This window comes from Oceanobacillus halotolerans (assembly GCF_010993955.1).
In the GTDB taxonomy this organism is placed as follows: Bacteria; Bacillota; Bacilli; order Bacillales; family Amphibacillaceae; genus Oceanibacillus_A; species Oceanibacillus_A halotolerans.
This window is the reverse complement of the sequence record NZ_WIXL01000001.1, coordinates 362830-382519: the sequence shown is the minus strand read 5'-3', so window position 1 is coordinate 382519 and position 19690 is coordinate 362830. Positions and strand designations below refer to the sequence as shown.

The window sequence follows — 19690 nt, the reverse complement described above, 5'->3', positions numbered from 1 at the left end:
GAAAATTAGAACACCTCAATCTAGCGGAGGACAAACATGGAGACTCCTGCAGTTCGTCGGCTAACGTCGGTCACGTCCTGTGACCAACGCCGACACTAGAACGTCCTGTTCGTCGAAGAGGCCTAGGTGAGACCCCTAAAGACGAGTAGCACGAGGAGGCTCAACAGCCGCCTGCGGTAAAGTAGACACTGTGAAAACGAATAGTTTGAACAGATGTCGCACTTATGCCCCTGGTGAAAGCGTAGTGTTTTTCCGAAGCGGGTAAATGCACCAACCATTACCTCAAGTTACTGCACATAATATAAATTATGTGACGTAGAATAAACAATGTATGCGAAAAGATCCTTTAACGAAAAGGTCCATGCGTAATTAATTGTCGAGTCCATTTCTTGGCTAACATTTTATCCTTTCCTAACGTGTAACAAAAAAACAGATGGCCTAATGACCATCTGTTTTACGATACATTTCCTATTTGTTATGATAACTTGGCGACTATTTTAGAATTCCTATAATTCAACTCGGCAACTGGATTCATTACACTTCCGTCTTCATCAATCCGCTCAATATTAGCACCTAATTGCTTTAATTTACCAGCAAAATCAACATAGCCTCGATCAAGATGCTTTAATTCTGTAACACGGGTATAGCCATTTGCACGAAGGCCAGCAATTATTAATGCTGCGGCTGCACGTAAATCGGTCGCAGCAACTTCAGCGCCTTGTAATTCACATGGGCCTTCAATAATGACACTTCTACCTTCGATTTTCATTTTAGCGTTCATACGGCGAAATTCTTCCACATGCATAAAACGATTTTCAAAAACGGTTTCAGTAATCATACTAGTACCTTCCGCACATAACATTAAAGCCATCAACTGGGATTGCATATCGGTAGGAAAACCAGGATGAGGTAATGTTTTGATATCTGTTGATTTTAATGTTTCAGGTCCTATTACGCGGATACCATTTTTTTCAGGCTTTATCATCACGTTCATTTCTTCTAATTTTGAGATAACAGAACGTAGATGCTCCATTTCTGCGTTTTCAATTAAGATGTTTCCTCCAGTAATTGCAGCAGCAACCATAAACGTACCTGCTTCGACACGATCTGGGATTATTGGGTGTTCGGTGGCATGCAATTCATCCACACCCTTGATACGGATCGTTTCAGTCCCTGCGCCAACTACTTTTGCACCCATTTTATTTAAGTAATTGGCAAGGTCTACAATTTCTGGTTCTTTGGCACAATTTTCAATAACCGTTGTTCCTTCTGCCAAAGTAGCTGCCATCATAATATTCTCTGTTGCACCAACACTTGGCATATCTAAATAGATTTTTGCACCTTGTAAACGCCCAACGACATTAAGTTCTACAAAGCCATTGCCAACATGGACATCTGCTCCCATTGCTTCAAATCCTTTTAAATGTAAATCAATTGGGCGTGAGCCAATTGCACAGCCACCAGGCATAGCAACATTTGCATGACCATAACGAGCTAGTAAAGGTCCTAATACGAGGACAGATGCTCGCATTTTACTAACATATTCGAATGGAGCCTCTGTTAATAATGATTTTGAAGCATCAATTGTAATCGTGTTATTTTCAAATTGTACATCTGCATTTAAATTACGTAATACTTCATTAATTGTATATACATCAGCTAAAGCAGGAACTTCTGTAATGACACTTTTGCCTTTACTCGCAAGAATACTCGCAGTAATAACGGGTAATACTGCATTTTTGGCACCTTCGACTTTTACGGTACCGTTCAGTTGATTCCCGCCTCTTACGATGATTTTTTCCATATTTCAAATCCCCTTCAGATCTGTTTTCCCTATATTAGTATTCATTTATTAGGATAGGTGTTCCAATTGTGATTTTTTCTTGTTGATTATGTGTTTTTTTTACCACTAATTCCATATTCATTGGTTCCTCTAATAGCATAATTTGATTATCCCATCTTGGTGTATGACCCGAAATAATCTGTTTATAAGTAGAACCCGTTACACTATCATTCTGTCTATTAATTTCATTAAATTGAAAATCCGAATAAAACTCTTTCAAAAAATAAACACTATCGATTATATCATGTTTCGTAGTAGTCAAACAAGAAAATATTTTGGCAGAGGCTGTAAAATACTGTTGCAATATATTATTTTTTGTTGATTCGTAGTCTTCCTCAATCGAATCATTCCACGTATTACCCTCAACTACTGCAACAAGCTCCACTTTATACTGTTGTTCTTTCGGAATGATGAGTTTTATGAATGATTCCAGTTCATTTGATGGTCTAATGTCTCTAAATGAATATTCTATACTGTTATCATCTTCTTTTCTAGAGGCCTTATAACTATTTTTTAGCTGGTCGATTGTTTCCTTCACCTCTTCACGATCTATATGTTCCTTTATCGTAACTTCCCACTCATCGATACCTAGACCTTGGGCTAATGTATATGTAGCTATATCTATTAATTCATCTCTATCAGGGTGTTGAGCCAATGATAGATGTGGTATAAACAGAAAACATATCGTTATAAATAGAAATAATTGCTTTTTCATAAAAAAACCTCCCTGTTCTACTATACTTATAGTGTGAACGGAAGGAATCTATTACATACATATGAAATTTCGACATATACTAGATTGCTAGTTTACGTTGTTCATGCAAAAGAGGCTGAGGAACTTATTCACTTTTAAGCTATTTTACATGAATTGAGACCATTCGATGTAGTCTATTTTCGAGCCCTATTTAATATCCTAATTAAAATAAATAGGTAAGGTCTTGTGACCATTGAAGGAATTCGAGGAAAAACCGACTGACACCTGAGCCAATAATGATCGCAATAAATACTAATAATATTTTCGCTTCTTTTCCTTTTCCTTTTCGAATAAGTGGGTCAATATTAATGGTCTGGATCACTTGCCAAGTAACAAAGATAAACAGTAAATGTGAAATCATACTTGTGATAGCTATTTGCCCAATAGAAAACATGAAAAACCACCTTATATATCCATAATAATTTGCTAGGTTATAACTTTTACTTTGCCATGTATCTTACTAATTGTCAACGAATTGCTTAGGAGAAAACACCTATAGGAGATACCTGTTTTGGCTGTTTTTGTAAAAGATTGCAGAAGAAACGAATTTCCTGGGAAATATCGACAAAGTATTACGGTTTAACTTTTATTTTAAAGGAGATAACCGCGTTTTTAGTAGAAAATGATATTGTTGTCATTCTATGTCATTCTGTTTCCGACAAAGCCGGCTAGGACCTAGGACCTTGGGGTTCAGGTGTCATATTCTGAGGTCCAGTCGTCCTAGCCTCGGGTTCAGTTTTAGCTATACGTGGTTCGGTCGTCATGGCCCGAGGTTCAGTTTTCGTATCCAATGGTTCAGTTTCCACACCTGTGCCATCCTAAACTAACGTTCGAGTCTAGGTGAATCAAAACACCCCACCCAGAAAAGCCAGAACAAAAAATCTCTTGTAACTATCATTCAGTTACAAGAGATTTTAGTAATTAATTAGTACGAAAACGACGATTCGGAAATATATAGATACATTATCCGAATATCTTTTTAATGACTAACATCTAATCGATTAATTGCTCGCTTGAGTGCTAATTCAGCCCGTTTAAAATCAATATCGTCTTGTTTTGACTGAAGGCGTCGTTGTGCACGTTCTTTTGCTTCTTTTGCACGCTGAACGTCGATTTCGGAAGGTTTTTCTGCAGTTTGTGCAAGAATTGTTACTTTATCTGGACGCACTTCCAAAAATCCGCCATTGACAGCAAGTTGTTCGGTATTATTTTCCCGCTTAAGACGAACAGAACTTATCGTCAATGGAGCAACTAATGGGATATGACCAGGCAAAATACCTAATTCTCCATTTTCTGCCCTACAGCTAACCATTTCAAAACGATCTTCTAATACTGGGCCATCAGGAGTAACAACACTCACAGTTAGTGTTTTCAATGTAACCCCTCCTAATCTGGTAGAGGATTAAGATATTTCGTAACGAATTATTTCATAACGTAATCCGCTGCCTCTACTAAATGCCTTCCTATATTATTCCATTTCTTTTGCCTTTTCAACTACTGCTTCAATACTTCCTACTAGACGGAATGCATCCTCTGGTAGGTCATCATACTTCCCATCAAGGATTTCTCTAAATCCTTTAACCGTTTCTTGTACAGGTACATAGGAACCAGGTTGACCAGTAAACTGTTCTGCTACGTGGAAGTTCTGTGATAAGAAGAACTGTATACGACGTGCTCGTGCTACTGTTTGTTTATCCTCATCCGAAAGTTCATCCATACCTAAGATCGCAATGATATCTTGCAATTCACGGTATTTTTGAAGTGTTTGTTGTACTTCACGTGCTACTTCATAGTGCTCATCCCCAACAATTTCTGGGTCTAATGCACGGGATGTAGATGCTAATGGATCCACCGCTGGATAAATCCCTTGTTCTGAAAGTTTACGGTCTAAGTTTGTTGTCGCATCCAAGTGCGCAAATGTCGTTGCAGGTGCAGGGTCTGTATAGTCATCGGCAGGTACATAAACAGCCTGAATCGATGTTACAGAACCTTTATTGGTTGATGTGATACGCTCTTGCAATTGACCCATTTCGGTTGCAAGTGTTGGTTGGTAACCAACGGCAGATGGCATACGGCCGAGTAACGCGGATACCTCTGAACCTGCTTGGGTAAAACGATAAATATTATCGATAAATAACAATACGTCTTGTCCTTGTTCATCACGGAAGTATTCTGCCATTGTTAAACCTGTTAATGCAACACGCATACGTGCACCAGGTGGCTCGTTCATTTGTCCGAATACCATCGCTGTTTTTGTGATAACGCCTGAATCTTTCATTTCAAAGTAAAGGTCGTTCCCTTCACGTGTACGTTCCCCAACACCAGCGAATACGGAAATACCACCGTGTTCTTGTGCGATGTTGTTAATAAGCTCCTGAATTAAAACGGTTTTACCTACACCAGCACCACCGAATAAGCCGATTTTACCACCTTTAATATAAGGTGCTAATAAGTCAACTACTTTAATTCCTGTTTCCAAAATTTCCGTATCAGTTGCTAGATTTTCAAATTCTGGTGATTGACGGTGAATTGGATCGCGGCGAACATCATCACCTAATGGTTCATCTAAATCAATATTATCACCAAGAACGTTAAATACACGTCCTAATGTTTTTTCCCCAACAGGGACAGAGATCGATGCTCCTAAGTCTTCTACTTCCATGCCACGTTTGACACCATCAGTAGATCCCATTGCGATGGTACGAACCGTATTATCACCAAGATGAAGTGCTACTTCCATTGTCAAATCAACACTTACTTCTGAATCGGAAGCTGCTTCACTTTGGACAGTTAATGCATTATAAATGTCTGGAAGCTGGCCGTCTTCGAATTTTACGTCAACAACAGGTCCCATTACTTGTGTAACTTGCCCTTTCGACATCAATTTCCCTCCTAACTAACTTATCTTGGCAAAGGAGTTATTCTAACGCTGAAACCCCACCAATAATTTCTGTAATTTCTTGTGTAATCGCTGCTTGGCGTGCACGGTTATATGACAATGTTAAATCATCAATTAACTCTTCCGCATTGTCTGTTGCACTACGCATTGCAGTCATACGTGCTGCGTGTTCACTTGCTTTACTGTCTAATAATGCGCCATATATTAGACTTTCTGCATATTGTGGCAAGAGCACTTCTAAAATCTGCTCTTGATTTGGCTCATACTCATACTGACTGGTTGAAGTTGATGAATCAATTTCACCAATCGGTAGTAATTTGTCTTCTGTTACCTTCTGGGAAATAGCACTAACATAGTGATTATAGAAAATCGTTAACTCATCAATTTCTTCATCACTAAACATTTGTACGGTTTCCGAGGCAAGCTCCTTAATATCGACAAAGTCTGGTTGGTCACTTAAACCAATAATACTTTTGGCTACTGGCATATTTTGTTTTCTGCAAAATTCATAACCAACTCGACCTATTGCAATCACCGTATATTCATCTGTTGAATTGTGTCGTTCCTGTACTGCCTTAAGTAACGCTTTTAACACATTACTATTGAAAGCACCTGCTAGGCCTCGGTCAGATGTGATGACAAGGTACCCTGTCTTTTTCACTTCCCGATGCTCTAACATTGGATGGCTAGCATCCACATTGTTACTAGCAATACTTGCAACCACTTCTTTTATCTTTTCACTATACGGTACAAATGAACGAGCATTTTGTTCCGCCTTTGACATTTTGGAGGCAGAAACAAGTTCCATTGCACTGGTGATTTGTTTTGTTTTCGTTGTTGAATCGATCCGATTTTTTATGTCCCGAAGTGATGCCAAGCTTTTTCACCACACTTTCTGACTAGGTTAGAGTTTAGAAAGAGCACGATTTCAATCTTGCACTTTCTATTAACTCTTTTCCCTTGTTCTTCACTTTAATTTATTTGATCCCAATACATTCTATTTTTCGGATGGTAAGAATGTTTTCTTAAAGGATTCTACTGCATCATTTAAATCTTCTTTTTCTGGTAGTTGACCAGTTTCACGAATAGATGCTAGTAATTCTTTACGGTTTTCATCTAACCATAGATGGAATTCTTCTTCAAAACGTGTAATATCTTCAGTTGGAATATCATCTAAAAAGCCATTTGTTAGGGCATAAATGATCATTACTTGTTTTTCAACAACTAATGGTTTATGCAATCCTTGTTTCAATACTTCTACAGTTCGTTCCCCTCGGTTCAGTTTTGCTTGTGTAGCTTTATCCAAATCTGAACCGAATTGTGCGAATGCCTCTAGCTCACGGAAGGATGCTAGGTCTAGTCTTAATGTACCTGCTACCTTCTTCATCGCTTTGATTTGAGCTGAACCACCTACACGAGATACAGAAAGCCCAGCATTGATCGCTGGTCGTACACCAGAGAAGAATAGATCAGATTGTAGGAAAATCTGTCCATCTGTAATCGAAATAACGTTTGTTGGAATATAAGCACCAATATCACCAGCTTGTGTTTCCACAAATGGTAGTGCTGTTAGTGATCCGCCACCTAAATCATCATTTAATTTTGCCGCACGTTCTAATAAACGTGAGTGCAAGTAGAATACATCCCCTGGGAATGCTTCACGACCTGGAGGACGACGTAATAATAAGGAAAGTTCACGATATGCTGCAGCTTGTTTGGTTAAGTCATCATAAACAACAAGCACGTGTTTTCCGTTATACATAAAGTCTTCACCCATTGATACACCAGCATATGGAGCGAGGTATGACAATGGAGCTGGTTCAGACGCACCTGCAGATACAACGATTGTATAATCTAGTGCACCGTAACGACGGAATGTTTCTACTGTTCCACGAACGGTAGATTCTTTTTGTCCAATCGCAACATAGATACAGACCATGTCTTGATCTTTTTGATTTATGATCGTATCAACTGCTACGGTTGTTTTACCAGTTTGGCGGTCCCCGATAATTAACTCACGCTGACCACGGCCAATTGGTACAAGTGCATCAATCGCTTTGATCCCAGTTTGCAATGGTTCATCAACTGATTTACGTGCCATAACACCTGGAGCAGCTGATTCAATTGGGCGTGTTTTTGATGTTTCGATCGGGCCTTTCCCATCAATTGCTTGACCTAGAGGATTTACAACTCTTCCTAGTAACTCCTCTCCAACCGGTACTTGCATAATTCTTCCTGTACGACGAACTTCATCGCCTTCTTTAATTTCTGTATATGGTCCGAGGATAACGATCCCGACATTGGATTCTTCCAAGTTTTGGGCCATCCCCATAACACCATTTGAAAACTCAACTAACTCACCAGACATGACATCGTCAAGTCCATGAGCACGAGCGATCCCGTCACCGATCTCAATAACTGTGCCGACATCATTAACTTCAATTTCAGCGTCATAATTCTCAATTTGCTGTTTAATCAGTGAACTGATTTCTTCAGCTTTGATGCTCATACCATTTCACCCCTATCTTCAATTGTTTACTGTTACAATATTCCGCTCGATACGGCGTAATTTACCACTAATTGATCCATCAAGGATCGTATTACCCATACGGATTTTTAAACCACCGATAAGACTTGGATCGACCACATTTTCTAACTGAATTGTTTCTTTATTAAAACGCTTCGCAAATGTGCTTTCAAGCTCCTGTTTATGTTCATCCGTTAATTCTCGTACAGAATATACGGTTACTTCTGCAATTCCTTTAGCCTCATTAACACGATCAATAAAGTGGTCTACTATTGCTGGTACATGTTCTATTCGATGCCTATCAACGAGTAGTTTTAATGTACGAATCACGTCCACTGATATTTGTTCGAAAAGGGCCTCTTCTAAAAACGCCTTTTTCGTTGCGACCGCAATACGAGGATGTTTCAGGAATGGTACAAGTTCTTGATTGCTTTGGAAAATGTCTCGAACGACACGGAATTCTTCAACAAGTTGATCCAAATTTGATTTTTCATTACCGAGCTGAAAAAGAGCATCTGCATAACGTTTGGCTACTACTCGTTCACTCATCGCTCTTCTCCTATCTCTTTAATGTATTCTTCGATCAATTGTTCTTGATCCTGTGCGCTTACTTCTTTCTCAATTACTTTACTTGCAATTAAGACAGACAAGGAAGCCACTTGATCTTGAAGTGCTTGTACTGCTTTTTCTTTTTCATTTTGAATTTCTTCTTGTGCTGACTTTTTAATACGCTCCGCTTCTTGACGCGCATTTTCAACAATATCGCGTTCTTGGTTGGCACCAGCGTTTTTTGCATCTTCAATAATCTTTTGTGCTTCTTGTTTCGTTTGTTTCAATTGGACTGTTGCCTCTTCTGTTGCTTTTTCAGCTTCTTGACGACTTTTCTCTGCCGCTTCGATTTCTCCAGCAATATAATCTTCACGCTTTTGCATCATGTTCATCACTGGACCCCAAGCGAATTTCTTCACTAATAAGAGTAATACAATAAAGAAAAACAATTGCATTAGCATATCTCCAACATAGAGACCTCCAAGTGAAGCATATATAATAGGGAATTCATAGAATCCTTGCACCGTATTCACTCCTTTCACCGTGATAAGTGAATATTTATATACATTTTTTTGTCTTTTCTAACTATTATCTAATCATGAAACAACGGCGAAGGTTCTTAGAAGATTATCTTCGCCATTCGATTCGATACTTCGTATATAAAAAACTACATAACCATTAATGCAATAACTACTGCGATAATCGGCATCGCCTCAACCAAACCTACACCAATAAACATTGTTGTTTGAAGTTGTCCTTTTAATTCTGGTTGACGTGCAATCCCTTCAACTGTACGACTCACGATTAAACCGTTACCTACACCAGCACCTAATGCTCCTAATCCTACTGCAATTGCAGCTGCTAAAGCTCCCATAATATGAATCCTCCTCAATTAGTTGTATAATTTTTTAAATAATTCCAGTTAAAAAACTGGGTTATTCACCATATTTAATGATCTTCACTTACTTTATGAGACATGTAAACCATTGCTAGCATTGTAAAGATAAATGCTTGGATACCACCGATAAATACGCTGAATCCTTGCCATGCTAAGAACGGTATTGCCCCTCCAATAAACCCTAATGCTCCTGACATTGTTAAACCAACTAATAAACTTAGTAAAACTTCACCAGCATAGAGGTTACCAAAAAGACGTAATCCTAACGTTAATGTGTTAGAAAACTCTTCGATAATTTTAATTGGAAATAAGAATGGTAATGGTCGGAAATAATCTTTTACATATTCTTTCCCACCTCGAATCTTAATTCCATAGAAATGCGTTAGTATAATTACCATTGCTGATAGTGTCAGCGTAACACCTGGGTCAGCTGTGGGTGATTTCCACCATACATCACCATTATATACTCCATTCGTGATAACCCCTAACATGTTACCAACAAGGATGTAGGTAATTAATGTTAAGGCTAGAGGAAGGAATAGTTTCCCTGTCTTCCAATCCATCGTGTCGTTAATGATTCCTTTCACAAAGTCAAGGATCCATTCCATGAAATTTTGTACACCAGTTGGTTTCATTTGTAATTTTCTGGCACCTAAGACACTAAGAATGAAGACAATTAATGTGGTTATCGCTATCATTAACACATTGGATAGGTTGAAATCTAACCAAGCAATCCCAAAGACGTCTTCGACAATTGGTGCTCCATGATCCACCTTTTTCACCCCTCTCTTAAGCACTAATCCTTATTCTTAAAAACTACAAAATCTATCATAATGACGATATAGGATGTCATTAATCCCAATAAAACGGCAATCATGTGGAAGTATTCATCAAATCGAAGTGCAATAATAACGGCTAATGCTGCAGCAGCAAATCTCGACACAGTTCCTATTCCCCTCGGTTTTTCTTTTTTAGAAACTGCTTCTGAAAAATCGCTAATTTTAGTTTGAAGAAGCCATAAATTGTAAAAACTAATAATACTTCCTAATAAAAGACCGAGAGAGATACGAAGGTAAGGAGTAAATCCTGCTCCTAGCACGAAGATTGCAAGAAGGTAGAACATCCACTTACGTTGTCGTGCTGCCATTTTATTATATTGTGACATGAGTTACATTTCTCCTATTAATCAATCATTTAGTAAATAATGTGAGAATCGTCACTACATATGTAGCAATTAAAGGATATGCTTAACGTAGATTGAATTTAGTTGTACCGATAATTATTGCATTTCGGTGAAAACCTTACCATTCCACACTAAGCAAGTGTACAATAGCGGTATCGTGTTGTCAATTGGTTTGAAGCGTTTCTATAGGTTCGTTCTCCTTCCATTTTTTTCTCCTTATTAATAAGTGTTGTAAGCGTTAACCTAGCCTCTAACTTAGGGATTAATCTTCACCAATTGCCATACTATTCATAGTTGCCATTATATATGAAAAAGCATGCCGACAATATGACATTTTTGTGAACACTATTCGTCACTTGTCGACACACATTATTATTTCTTTTCCCCTATTCAATAAATAACTCTGTTTCATAACTTTCTACACTACCGTCTTCTGCATGCACAACAATGAATGCTGCATATTCACCAGGTTCTCCTATTTCTGATTGATCCATATATCCCTCATTCATACCTGTTTTAACATCCTCTATTTCTAGAAATGTTCGTTCATACATTAGGGTTACTGGATCATAAAGTATTACTTCAATTCTTTCAGCTGGTTCGGTTACATACAGACGATAAACATACGTATCATCCTCAAATGGTTTTAATGTGAATTCAAATCCCATTGCTTTTGGTTGATCAGCAGTTTGATTCACAAATAAATAAGGAAGTTGATAAGTGTTGTCATGTTGATGTAGACGTAGCCATCCTTGGTGAACGCCATTTTCTAGTTGTGGGCTTGTTACACTGACTTCAATTGAAATCGTTTTCTCCTCATTTGCTTCTATCGTAAAAGATTGTGGCAGGCTCCATGTTAACCCTTTCTCCTTTTTTGGGATATCGAATGAATAGGTTTGCGCCTCATTTGATGTATTTTCAATCGTTATTTCTTTCACTACTTCTTCTCGATAGGAATCAATTTTCCCAAAGGCTAATAATGGATGGTCAATAATGGTACCTGTGTTAATTGCTTTATCAGGTTGAATTTCCCCTGTTCCTTGTATAACTGGATCGAGCATTTCCCCTTCTTCATCCTGTAAAGGAGAAGCCGTTGTCGTTAATGCTCCCCTAATTTGAGTTGGGGTCCAATCTGGATGTGCCTCCTTAATGAGTGCTATTGCACCAGTTACATGAGGTGCTGCCATGCTTGTCCCTTGTAAAATTTGATACCCTCCTGGAACGGTACTTAAAATATTGGTTCCTGGTGCAATCACTTCTGGTTTTATGTCCCAATTGACTGTAACAGGACCACGTGAGCTAAACTTAGCTATCGTTGTGTCGGTCTTTTCAAAAGTGGTTTCCACAGTTGGATTATCTTGTTCACGTAACCACTCTGCGTCATCCTTTGAAATAACTGCTACTGGAATAGATATAGGTTCACCTTCATTCTCAATTGATCCTTGCAGTGCTTCCTCCTCATCATGATAGATCAATACGGCTACAGCACCACTTTCTTCCGCGCGTTTTGCTAATTCATAAAATGGAACATCACTACGTTTAATCAAAGCAATTTTATCATGAGCACCCTGTTGATTTTTCCTAAAGTCCACTACTGGATAAGGGAAATCTAGTTGCCATGGGACGGATCCAATCATGGTTGTTAGTGAAATTGTTTTGTCTTTAGCAGGTTCATATAGCTGTGGAATTTCTTGTGGCTGGGCTAGTGCACCTACCCCGACTGCTTTTGTTGCCGTTGCTGGTGAGCCAACTGTCCATCGATCAGGTCCACTATTTCCGTTTGCGATCACAACTGATACTCCTAACTCTACCGCTTTATTCACTGCCATACTGGTCGGATAATCTGGGCCATTAACCGAATTCCCAAGCGATAAATTAATAATATCTACCCCATCATTTACTGCTTGTTCCATTGCTGCAATAACTTGAACGGTCGATCCCATTCCACCAGGACCAAGTGCACGATATGCATAAAGGGACGCATCTGGAGCTACTCCTCTTAAAGCACCATTTCCCGCAATAATTCCTGCAACATGGGAGCCGTGTAAGGTTGGTGGACCTTGGTTTGGCTGGGTTTCCATCGGATCTTTGTCCAAGTCAACAACATCATACCCACTAACATAATTACGAGCTAAGTCTGGATGGTTATAGGCAATTCCTGTGTCGATCACACCTACTTTTACACCTTTTCCGGTATAGTCTGTATTATTTAGCGCGTTAGGAACGACAATGTCCTCTTCTTCAATTGCCTGTATATCTTCATAAGTTGTTTGTAAGGCTTCATAACTCCTGACAGGATGAACCGCCTTAATAAAGTCCAATGAATCCATTTTTTCTAGATTATCTGGTGTTCCTTTGATTGCTAAACCAGTAAACAAGGTATCATAGGTAGCAACTATCTCTATAAACGGATGATAGGATTCAATATAGGATTTATGTTCATGCGGATCTCCTTCTACTTCAATAATAATGGATTGTGTTTCATCATCGGAATTTGCTTGTATATTTGTCGGGATTAGGAAGACTATTACCGCTAGCATCACGAAATAGAAGTAACTATACCGCATGAAAAAATACGCCTCCTTTTTCGGTTAGGTTTTGTATTAGAAAGCAATTTCATACATTTGAGTGGATTTGTATTTGTGGATAAAAAGTGTTGGCTCATTCTCTTTTTTTTGTTTTAAGTTTTGGCTCTTTTCGTATTCTATGTTATATTAACGTCGATTCTTCTAATAAAAAGGCTCTTTTCACATACTTTGTTGTTTTCTACGACACATAATCTATATTATACGCAATAGTCTTTAGCTATAATTACCGCTACGGAAAAACACTTCGCTTTCCGCGGACTCCCCACGAGCCTCCTCGTGAAACCCACACTGCGGGGTCTCTTAGGCTCGTTTTTCCGCAGGAGTCTTCGTGTTTTCCTCCGCTAGTTTTGTGCTATCCTTATTCTTATCATTTCTGTTGTTAAAAATAATAGTTGATTGGAACGTAGGACACAGTCGACTCCTATAGGAAAAGCACGTGAGCAGACCTGAGCAGGAAGTGGTCTTCTTCCGATGTCTAGCTTCAGCGCCTACCCCCTCGAGGTCTTAAGTCTATCCTCTTTGTGGCAAAAAGCGCCACGCCGAGGCTCGGCTTAAGCTTGTCGGGGGTGACCAAGGCGCTTTTAGCTTTTATATAGATGTCTAGCTTCAGCGCCTACCCCCTCGAGGTCTTAAGTCTATCCTCTTTGTGGCAAAAAGCGCCACGCCGAGGCTCGGCTTAAGCTTGGCAGATAAGAAACTACTTACTGCATAAGTGCAACTAAGGCTTTCGCCACTTGGCGACAAGCCAAGTTTTCTAATCGGGGGTGACCAAGGCGCTTTTAGCTTTTCTAAAGAGGAGGCTGAGGCCGTGCCTGCGGCGAAGAAGACACTGTGAAAACAAACAAGGTTGAACAGATGTCGCACTTGTGCCCGTGATGAAAGCGACTGTCCGAAGCGGAAATCAACGGTTTAATTTGCCTCGCGCATCATACATCAACTATGCATTAAGTTTTGTGCTTAAAAATCAATTTTTTATAAAACAGCCTTCATTTTTATGGTTTGGCTATAGATAAGTGTGCTCTGTTCCTTTTTAGGGGTTTCTCATGCTGAGTTGGGCACTGACAAGCACGCTCTGTTTCTCTACTTCTCATACTGATTAAGTAACAGATAGCTTTCCCCATCTAAAAGCACAAAAACTCAGCCATAATAGCTGAGTTTTTAGGATACTAAAATTATTTCGTTCCAAATAGACGGTCACCGGCATCGCCTAGTCCTGGGATGATATAGCCTTTTTCGTCTAGCTTTTCATCGAGTGCTCCTAAATAAATATCCACATCAGGATGTTCCTTTTTAATGACTTCCACGCCTTCTGGTGCGGCAATTAAACACATTAAACGAATCTGTTTAGCACCACGTTTTTTCAAGGAATGAATCGCATCATTTGCTGATCCCCCAGTTGCAAGCATCGGATCAATGACAATCAATTCCCTTTCCGAAATATCAGATGGAAGCTTGATATAATATTCAACTGGTTTTAATGTTTCAGGGTCACGGTATAATCCTACATGCCCTACTTTTGCTGCCGGTATAAGCTTGAGCATACCGTCTACCATTCCTAAACCAGCGCGAAGAATGGGAACTAGTCCAATTTTCTTCCCAGCTAACACCTTTGTTTTTGCTTCCATAACAGGTGTGTTAATGGTTTTTTCCTGAAGTGGGAGGTTTCGTGTGATTTCAAAAGCCATAAGCATTGCTACTTCATCAACTAATTCGCGAAACTCTTTCGTACCTGTTCCTTTATCACGTATGTACGTTAACTTATGTTGAATTAATGGATGATCTAGTACATGTACATTTCCCATATGACGGACCGCTCCTTTTATATAATGTGTGTTCAAATCTAGTCAGCGATATATATTTTTGAACACCCTAATACTACCATCTTACAAATTGTACTGAATAATACAGATGCTTTCAAGTGAAGTCATGCCGACGTGTTTTTAAGGATGCACTTCTTTCTATCCAGAAAAAGGATGCTGCCCTTTTCTAGGAAGCATCCTTCTACAATTAAGCATACAATGGCTTTGTCGTTGTTAATGCAAGCACACGGTCTGCTGCTTCTTTTAAAACGGCTTCATCTTCATGATTTTTAAGGGTATAGGCTATAATAGAAGCAATCTCTTTCATTTCAGCCTCACCAAAACCACGGGATGTTACTGCTGCAGTTCCAATTCGAACACCACTTGTGACAAATGGGCTTTCGGTATCAAACGGAATGGTATTTTTATTCGTCGTAATGCCAATATCATCCAGTACTTTTTCCGCTACTTTTCCAGTTAATTTAAGTGGGGTTACATCTAATAGGAGTAGATGGTTGTCCGTCCCACCTGATACAACACGGATCCCTTCATTTGTTAGTGCTTCAGCTAATGTCTTAGCATTATTGACAATGGCTTTTGTATAGGTCTTAAAGTCATCGGATAACGCTTCTTTAAAAGATACTGCCTTCGCTGCAATAACATGCATTAATGGACCACCTTGCATTCCAGGGAACACAGCCTTATCAATCTTCTTGGCGTAGTCTGCCTTACAAAGAATCATTCCGCCACGTGGACCGCGTAATGTTTTGTGCGTCGTTGTCGTGACAAAGTCTGCATATGGGACAGGACTCGGATGTTCGCCAGTTGCAACCAAGCCAGCAATATGTGCCATATCAACCATGAAATACGCACCTACTGTATCTGCTATTTCACGGAATTTCGCAAAGTCAATGGTACGTGAATAAGCACTTGCACCTGCTACAATTAACTTCGGCTTTACTTCCTTTGCTTTTTCCAATACTGCTTCATAGTCTAGTTGTTCGGTCTCCTTGTCTACACCATAATCCACAAAATTATAGAGCTTTCCACTGAAATTAACCGGGCTTCCATGGGTTAAGTGGCCACCATGATTTAAATTCATTCCTAAGACGGTATCTCCAGGCTCTAAAGTGGTAAAGTAAACTGCCATATTTGCTTGTGCACCAGAATGGGGTTGCACATTTGCATGATCAGCACCAAATAGTTCTTTTGCGCGATCTCGTGCTAAGTTTTCTACTATATCAACATACTCACAACCACCATAATAGCGTTTATCTGGGTATCCTTCTGCATATTTATTCGTCAACACAGATCCCATTGCTTCCATAACTGCTTCTGATACAAAGTTTTCTGATGCGATTAGTTCAATTTTCTCCTGTTGGCGTTTCTTCTCTAATCCTATTGCTTCATATAGTTCTTGATCTACTTGTTTTACATGTTCCATTCCATTTCCTCCTTACAATTCTTATGTACATTGTTGATTTGTATCTATTGGTTTATACTGTGCACGTTCACCACCAATGAGTTTTGGCCGTGTACGTGCGACGTTAGCCCGCGCATTCCCGATAAATCGGTTCGTAAAACGTAACGGGACAGCAACTGGTTTTAGATGCATCCCAATCATCGTTTCCCCAATATCTATTCCTGCATCTGCTTGTACCCTCTCCACCACTACTGGATCGTTTAACTGTTTATAAGCGAAGGAGGCCATTGAACCGCCTGCTTTGGGCACTGGTACAACAGACACTTCCTCAAGGTGATATACCTTAGCGGTTTGACGTTCCACTACTAATGCTCGATTTAGATGCTCACAACATTGAAAGGCTAGTTGGATCTTCGTTTGTTCCTGTAGTTTCTTCAACCCATGAAAAATAGTTGCCGCAATCTCTTCTGTTCCAGCAGTACCTATTTTCTCCCCAGCCACTTCGCTTGTTGAACACCCAATGACAAAAAGGTCTCCTTCATGTAAGTATCCACTCTCGACCCATTCCCTTGTTATCGCTTCCAATTCCTGATCAAACGTTTGATCAACCAATCCTATCACCTCTAGTAGTAGAGATTTTTTCCCTATGGAAGGAGACATTTGTCACTAGACAGGTGGACAAATGCCTCCTAAGCATACTCCTTATTGTTGGTCCTCATATACTGTCACTTTTCCAATACGTCGTTCATGACGACCACCATCAAAATCGGTTTCCAACCACACTTTGGCAATTTCCCGTGCTAGACCAGGACCGATGACACGTTCCCCCATCGCTAATATATTGGAATCGTTATGTTGTCTCGTAAGTTTTGCACTATACACATCATGTGTTAACGCACAACGAATTCCTTTCACTTTATTAGCGGCAATAGACATACCAATGCCAGTTCCACAAATAAAGATACCACGATCAAATTCACCCTTTGCTACACGTTCTGCAGCAGGGAGTGCATAGTCAGAATAATCAACAGATGTTTCACAGCTACATCCTGTATCCTCATATTCAATTCCCATTTCGTCTAGCAATTTTTTTACTTCATTTCGTATGGTCATTCCTGCATGGTCTGCTGTAATAATTACGTTCATCGATTGAACACCTCTTCTCTTGTTGTTTCATCCAACTTCTTTTATTATAACACGTTAAATTGGCGAATTTGTTTATTTAAGCTTTGTGCTTGTTCTTCCAGTTCATGTGCCAATTTATCAACATTTCCAATCGTGCTAGCCTGTTCTTGAATGGATGCATTGACTTCCTCTGCTCCTGCAGATGTTTCTTCGGCAATTGCAGCTACTTCTTGAGATTGAGAAGCAGTTGATTGAATCGATTCTAATTGTTTATTTACTAGGCTAGAAATCGTATCAATTTCTGCAGCAACATCACGAACTGAGCCTGCCATTTGTTCAATAGCATGATTGGTGTTAGACCCATTTTCTGCTTCTTTATTAGCATAAACGACATTTTCATTCATTTTCGTGACAACCTGCTGTACATCTTCTTGGATCGCTGTAATTAATGACGAAATACGTTGTACTGCTTGAGCACTTTGATCCGCTAGTTTGCGGATTTCTTCAGCAACAACCGCAAAGCCTTTCCCATGTTCCCCAGCACGCGCTGCTTCAATCGAAGCGTTTAGTGCGAGTAAATTAGTTTGTTCGGCTATTTCACCTACCATGGAGATAATGGATTCTACTTGCAAGGCATTCTGCTTTAAATGTTCGACATCCTTTAAAGACATTTCTTGTTCTTGAGCAAGCTTTTGAATCCCTTCCACTAATTGATTCACGACTTCTTTACTATTATATAACGTATCCAACATTGTAGTCGATTTTTGTTTGGAATCCGTTGCTTTTTGCTGAACTTCACCTGCAAGATCTGTTGCTACTTCCACTGCCTCTACGGTATTTTGAATGGCTTCTGATGAACTTTCTGCACCTCTAGAAATATCATCAATGGATGCTGCAATTTGATCCGAGTGCTGCGTCACTTGACTTGAGGCATCTTTCATTTGTATAACGGTTTGATTTGTATGGTCAAAATGGGTGTCAATATTGTGAACCATATTCCGTAAATTTTTAAGCATTTTATCAAACGAAATACTTAAGGCACGAATTTCATCATCCGATTTTGAAATTTCAATCGTTTGATTTAAATTACCATCTGCTGCGTCGGAAGCGACTTGCTCTAGTTTTTCTAATGGCTTTGTTATCACACGAGCTGCAAAATAGGCCAAGATACCTGACCAAATAATTCCTAGTAATAAGGTAATAATCATAAACCATTCTTCTGATAATCCAATGTATGGTGCAACATAATCATACACCACATAGATAAACAAGGCACTACACGAATACGTAATAATTGCTAAGATCGTCGTAAATAAGACAAGTTTCAAACGTAAGCTAAACCGATACTTCTTCATTCTCGTTCCCCCATCAAATCCATTTTAATTTTTCAAGAGCCATTATCCATTTTCTCTTTTATCTAGCTTTTTTTCTAATTCTTTTAGATAGGTTTCTATTTCTGTTAATGTATGTTGATAGGTCTGTAAGTCACCACCAAATGGATCAGATATATCATCATTTCCAATTGATGCCTCTAACTTTTTTATGTGTTGTATATCATCTGCTAAATGTGCTTCTAGCTCTTCTGTTAAGCGATGATTATCTAATTTGTATTGATGTTCTTGTATAAATACCGATCGCTTTTCTTCTAAATCTGCGTATGCTTTCGTTAATTGCTGCCATACTTTATTATCGGTATCGGAAACGTATTCCTTAAATGTGAAAATTTTATCGTGAAATCTTGGTTGTTGTAGTAAAAGAGATTGTTTGTGTGCAGTTGTCATCGTCAACACTAAATCTGCCCATTGCATTAACTCATCTGTTACTGGTTGGGAACGATGATTTAGTTCAATACCTTTTTGTTTTAACGCCTCAATTGCATGTTGATTCGCACGTTCATTTGAACCCGCGTAAATACCTGCTGATTGCACTTCTATAGATGGCATATGATGTTTTACTAATGCTTCAGCCATTGGACTTCGGCACGTGTTTCCTGTACAAACAAATAAAATTTTCATCGGTATCCTCCATACAATCATTTCTACCTAATTTTATGTATAATCAAACTATATCATAAACATCAATACATGTCAGAAAAAATAAGA

At 39.1% G+C, this 19690-nt stretch carries 19 protein-coding genes; all 19 read right to left on the bottom strand.

Features of this window, described 5'->3' with window-relative positions; genetic code table 11:
• Nucleotides 1-475 precede the first annotated feature (475 nt).
• The 19 genes from murA to GHC26_RS01630 all read right to left on the bottom strand — a co-directional run bounded on the left by murA (nucleotide 476) and on the right by GHC26_RS01630 (nucleotide 19603).
• Nucleotides 476-1804 carry a UDP-N-acetylglucosamine 1-carboxyvinyltransferase gene (murA, locus tag GHC26_RS01720; protein ID WP_163969512.1) on the bottom strand — a complete coding sequence of 443 codons (1329 nt, stop codon included), beginning with the start codon at nucleotides 1802-1804 and terminating at the stop codon, nucleotides 476-478.
• A 34-nt stretch (nucleotides 1805-1838) separates the two neighbouring features.
• The gene (locus tag GHC26_RS01715; RefSeq protein ID WP_163969511.1) at nucleotides 1839-2558 is read right to left on the bottom strand and encodes a YwmB family TATA-box binding protein; all 720 of its coding nucleotides are present in this window, start codon (nucleotides 2556-2558) and stop codon (nucleotides 1839-1841) included.
• Between the two features lie 202 nt (nucleotides 2559-2760).
• Nucleotides 2761-2991: a DUF1146 family protein gene (locus tag GHC26_RS01710; RefSeq protein WP_163969510.1), complete on the bottom strand. Its 231-nt coding sequence runs from the start codon at nucleotides 2989-2991 to the stop codon at nucleotides 2761-2763.
• Between the two features lie 585 nt (nucleotides 2992-3576).
• Nucleotides 3577-3972, bottom strand: coding sequence for a F0F1 ATP synthase subunit epsilon (locus GHC26_RS01705; RefSeq protein ID WP_163969509.1), 396 nt, complete (start codon nucleotides 3970-3972; stop codon nucleotides 3577-3579).
• Nucleotides 3973-4065: 93 nt separating this feature from the next.
• Complete coding sequence (gene atpD / locus GHC26_RS01700) at nucleotides 4066-5478, bottom strand: F0F1 ATP synthase subunit beta (protein ID WP_163969508.1); 1413 nt, start codon at nucleotides 5476-5478, stop codon at nucleotides 4066-4068.
• Between the two features lie 37 nt (nucleotides 5479-5515).
• On the bottom strand, nucleotides 5516-6373 hold the full coding sequence (atpG, locus tag GHC26_RS01695; RefSeq protein WP_163969507.1) for an ATP synthase F1 subunit gamma: 858 nt from the start codon (nucleotides 6371-6373) through the stop codon (nucleotides 5516-5518).
• A gap of 120 nt (nucleotides 6374-6493) precedes the next feature.
• Nucleotides 6494-8005: a F0F1 ATP synthase subunit alpha gene (gene atpA / locus GHC26_RS01690; RefSeq protein WP_163969506.1), complete on the bottom strand. Its 1512-nt coding sequence runs from the start codon at nucleotides 8003-8005 to the stop codon at nucleotides 6494-6496.
• Between the two features lie 18 nt (nucleotides 8006-8023).
• A complete protein-coding gene (locus tag GHC26_RS01685; RefSeq protein WP_163969505.1) occupies nucleotides 8024-8572 on the bottom strand; it encodes a F0F1 ATP synthase subunit delta in 549 nt (182 codons plus the stop codon).
• Nucleotides 8569-9096 (bottom strand): F0F1 ATP synthase subunit B, encoded by a 528-nt coding sequence (gene atpF / locus GHC26_RS01680; RefSeq protein WP_226376816.1) that lies wholly within the window; start codon nucleotides 9094-9096, stop codon nucleotides 8569-8571. Before atpF ends, GHC26_RS01685 begins: the two co-directional genes overlap by 4 nt.
• A gap of 143 nt (nucleotides 9097-9239) precedes the next feature.
• On the bottom strand, nucleotides 9240-9446 hold the full coding sequence (atpE, locus tag GHC26_RS01675; protein WP_019378207.1) for a F0F1 ATP synthase subunit C: 207 nt from the start codon (nucleotides 9444-9446) through the stop codon (nucleotides 9240-9242).
• A 74-nt stretch (nucleotides 9447-9520) separates the two neighbouring features.
• Nucleotides 9521-10243 (bottom strand): F0F1 ATP synthase subunit A, encoded by a 723-nt coding sequence (atpB, locus tag GHC26_RS01670; protein WP_163969504.1) that lies wholly within the window; start codon nucleotides 10241-10243, stop codon nucleotides 9521-9523.
• A gap of 23 nt (nucleotides 10244-10266) precedes the next feature.
• On the bottom strand, nucleotides 10267-10635 hold the full coding sequence (locus tag GHC26_RS01665) for an ATP synthase subunit I (RefSeq protein WP_163969503.1): 369 nt from the start codon (nucleotides 10633-10635) through the stop codon (nucleotides 10267-10269).
• Between the two features lie 404 nt (nucleotides 10636-11039).
• Nucleotides 11040-13220 (bottom strand): S8 family serine peptidase, encoded by a 2181-nt coding sequence (locus tag GHC26_RS16025; RefSeq protein ID WP_163969502.1) that lies wholly within the window; start codon nucleotides 13218-13220, stop codon nucleotides 11040-11042.
• A 1193-nt stretch (nucleotides 13221-14413) separates the two neighbouring features.
• On the bottom strand, nucleotides 14414-15043 hold the full coding sequence (gene upp, locus GHC26_RS01655; protein WP_163969501.1) for a uracil phosphoribosyltransferase: 630 nt from the start codon (nucleotides 15041-15043) through the stop codon (nucleotides 14414-14416).
• A gap of 205 nt (nucleotides 15044-15248) precedes the next feature.
• The gene (locus tag GHC26_RS01650) at nucleotides 15249-16484 is read right to left on the bottom strand and encodes a serine hydroxymethyltransferase (RefSeq protein WP_163969500.1); all 1236 of its coding nucleotides are present in this window, start codon (nucleotides 16482-16484) and stop codon (nucleotides 15249-15251) included.
• A gap of 21 nt (nucleotides 16485-16505) precedes the next feature.
• Nucleotides 16506-17075 (bottom strand): TIGR01440 family protein, encoded by a 570-nt coding sequence (locus GHC26_RS01645; protein WP_226376815.1) that lies wholly within the window; start codon nucleotides 17073-17075, stop codon nucleotides 16506-16508.
• Between the two features lie 90 nt (nucleotides 17076-17165).
• On the bottom strand, nucleotides 17166-17609 hold the full coding sequence (gene rpiB, locus GHC26_RS01640; protein ID WP_163969498.1) for a ribose 5-phosphate isomerase B: 444 nt from the start codon (nucleotides 17607-17609) through the stop codon (nucleotides 17166-17168).
• 44 nt (nucleotides 17610-17653) lie between these two features.
• On the bottom strand, nucleotides 17654-18943 hold the full coding sequence (locus GHC26_RS01635) for a methyl-accepting chemotaxis protein (RefSeq protein ID WP_163969497.1): 1290 nt from the start codon (nucleotides 18941-18943) through the stop codon (nucleotides 17654-17656).
• Nucleotides 18944-18985: 42 nt separating this feature from the next.
• Nucleotides 18986-19603 (bottom strand): low molecular weight protein arginine phosphatase, encoded by a 618-nt coding sequence (locus tag GHC26_RS01630; RefSeq protein ID WP_163969496.1) that lies wholly within the window; start codon nucleotides 19601-19603, stop codon nucleotides 18986-18988.
• Nucleotides 19604-19690 lie beyond the last annotated feature (87 nt).

Coding starts and splice junctions, on each gene's coding strand:
- atpA (WP_163969506.1), bottom strand. CDS start 8,005: ATGAGCATCAAAGCTGAAGAAATCAGTTCACTGATTAAACAGCAAATT.
- upp (WP_163969501.1), bottom strand. CDS start 15,043: ATGGGAAATGTACATGTACTAGATCATCCATTAATTCAACATAAGTTA.
- GHC26_RS01715 (WP_163969511.1), bottom strand. CDS start 2,558: ATGAAAAAGCAATTATTTCTATTTATAACGATATGTTTTCTGTTTATA.
- GHC26_RS01710 (WP_163969510.1), bottom strand. CDS start 2,991: ATGTTTTCTATTGGGCAAATAGCTATCACAAGTATGATTTCACATTTA.
- GHC26_RS01635 (WP_163969497.1), bottom strand. CDS start 18,943: ATGAAGAAGTATCGGTTTAGCTTACGTTTGAAACTTGTCTTATTTACG.
- GHC26_RS01630 (WP_163969496.1), bottom strand. CDS start 19,603: ATGAAAATTTTATTTGTTTGTACAGGAAACACGTGCCGAAGTCCAATG.
- atpD (WP_163969508.1), bottom strand. CDS start 5,478: ATGTCGAAAGGGCAAGTTACACAAGTAATGGGACCTGTTGTTGACGTA.
- murA (WP_163969512.1), bottom strand. CDS start 1,804: ATGGAAAAAATCATCGTAAGAGGCGGGAATCAACTGAACGGTACCGTA.
- atpE (WP_019378207.1), bottom strand. CDS start 9,446: ATGGGAGCTTTAGCAGCTGCAATTGCAGTAGGATTAGGAGCATTAGGT.
- GHC26_RS01685 (WP_163969505.1), bottom strand. CDS start 8,572: ATGAGTGAACGAGTAGTAGCCAAACGTTATGCAGATGCTCTTTTTCAG.
- GHC26_RS01650 (WP_163969500.1), bottom strand. CDS start 16,484: ATGGAACATGTAAAACAAGTAGATCAAGAACTATATGAAGCAATAGGA.
- GHC26_RS16025 (WP_163969502.1), bottom strand. CDS start 13,220: ATGCGGTATAGTTACTTCTATTTCGTGATGCTAGCGGTAATAGTCTTC.
- GHC26_RS01665 (WP_163969503.1), bottom strand. CDS start 10,635: ATGTCACAATATAATAAAATGGCAGCACGACAACGTAAGTGGATGTTC.
- rpiB (WP_163969498.1), bottom strand. CDS start 17,609: ATGAACGTAATTATTACAGCAGACCATGCAGGAATGACCATACGAAAT.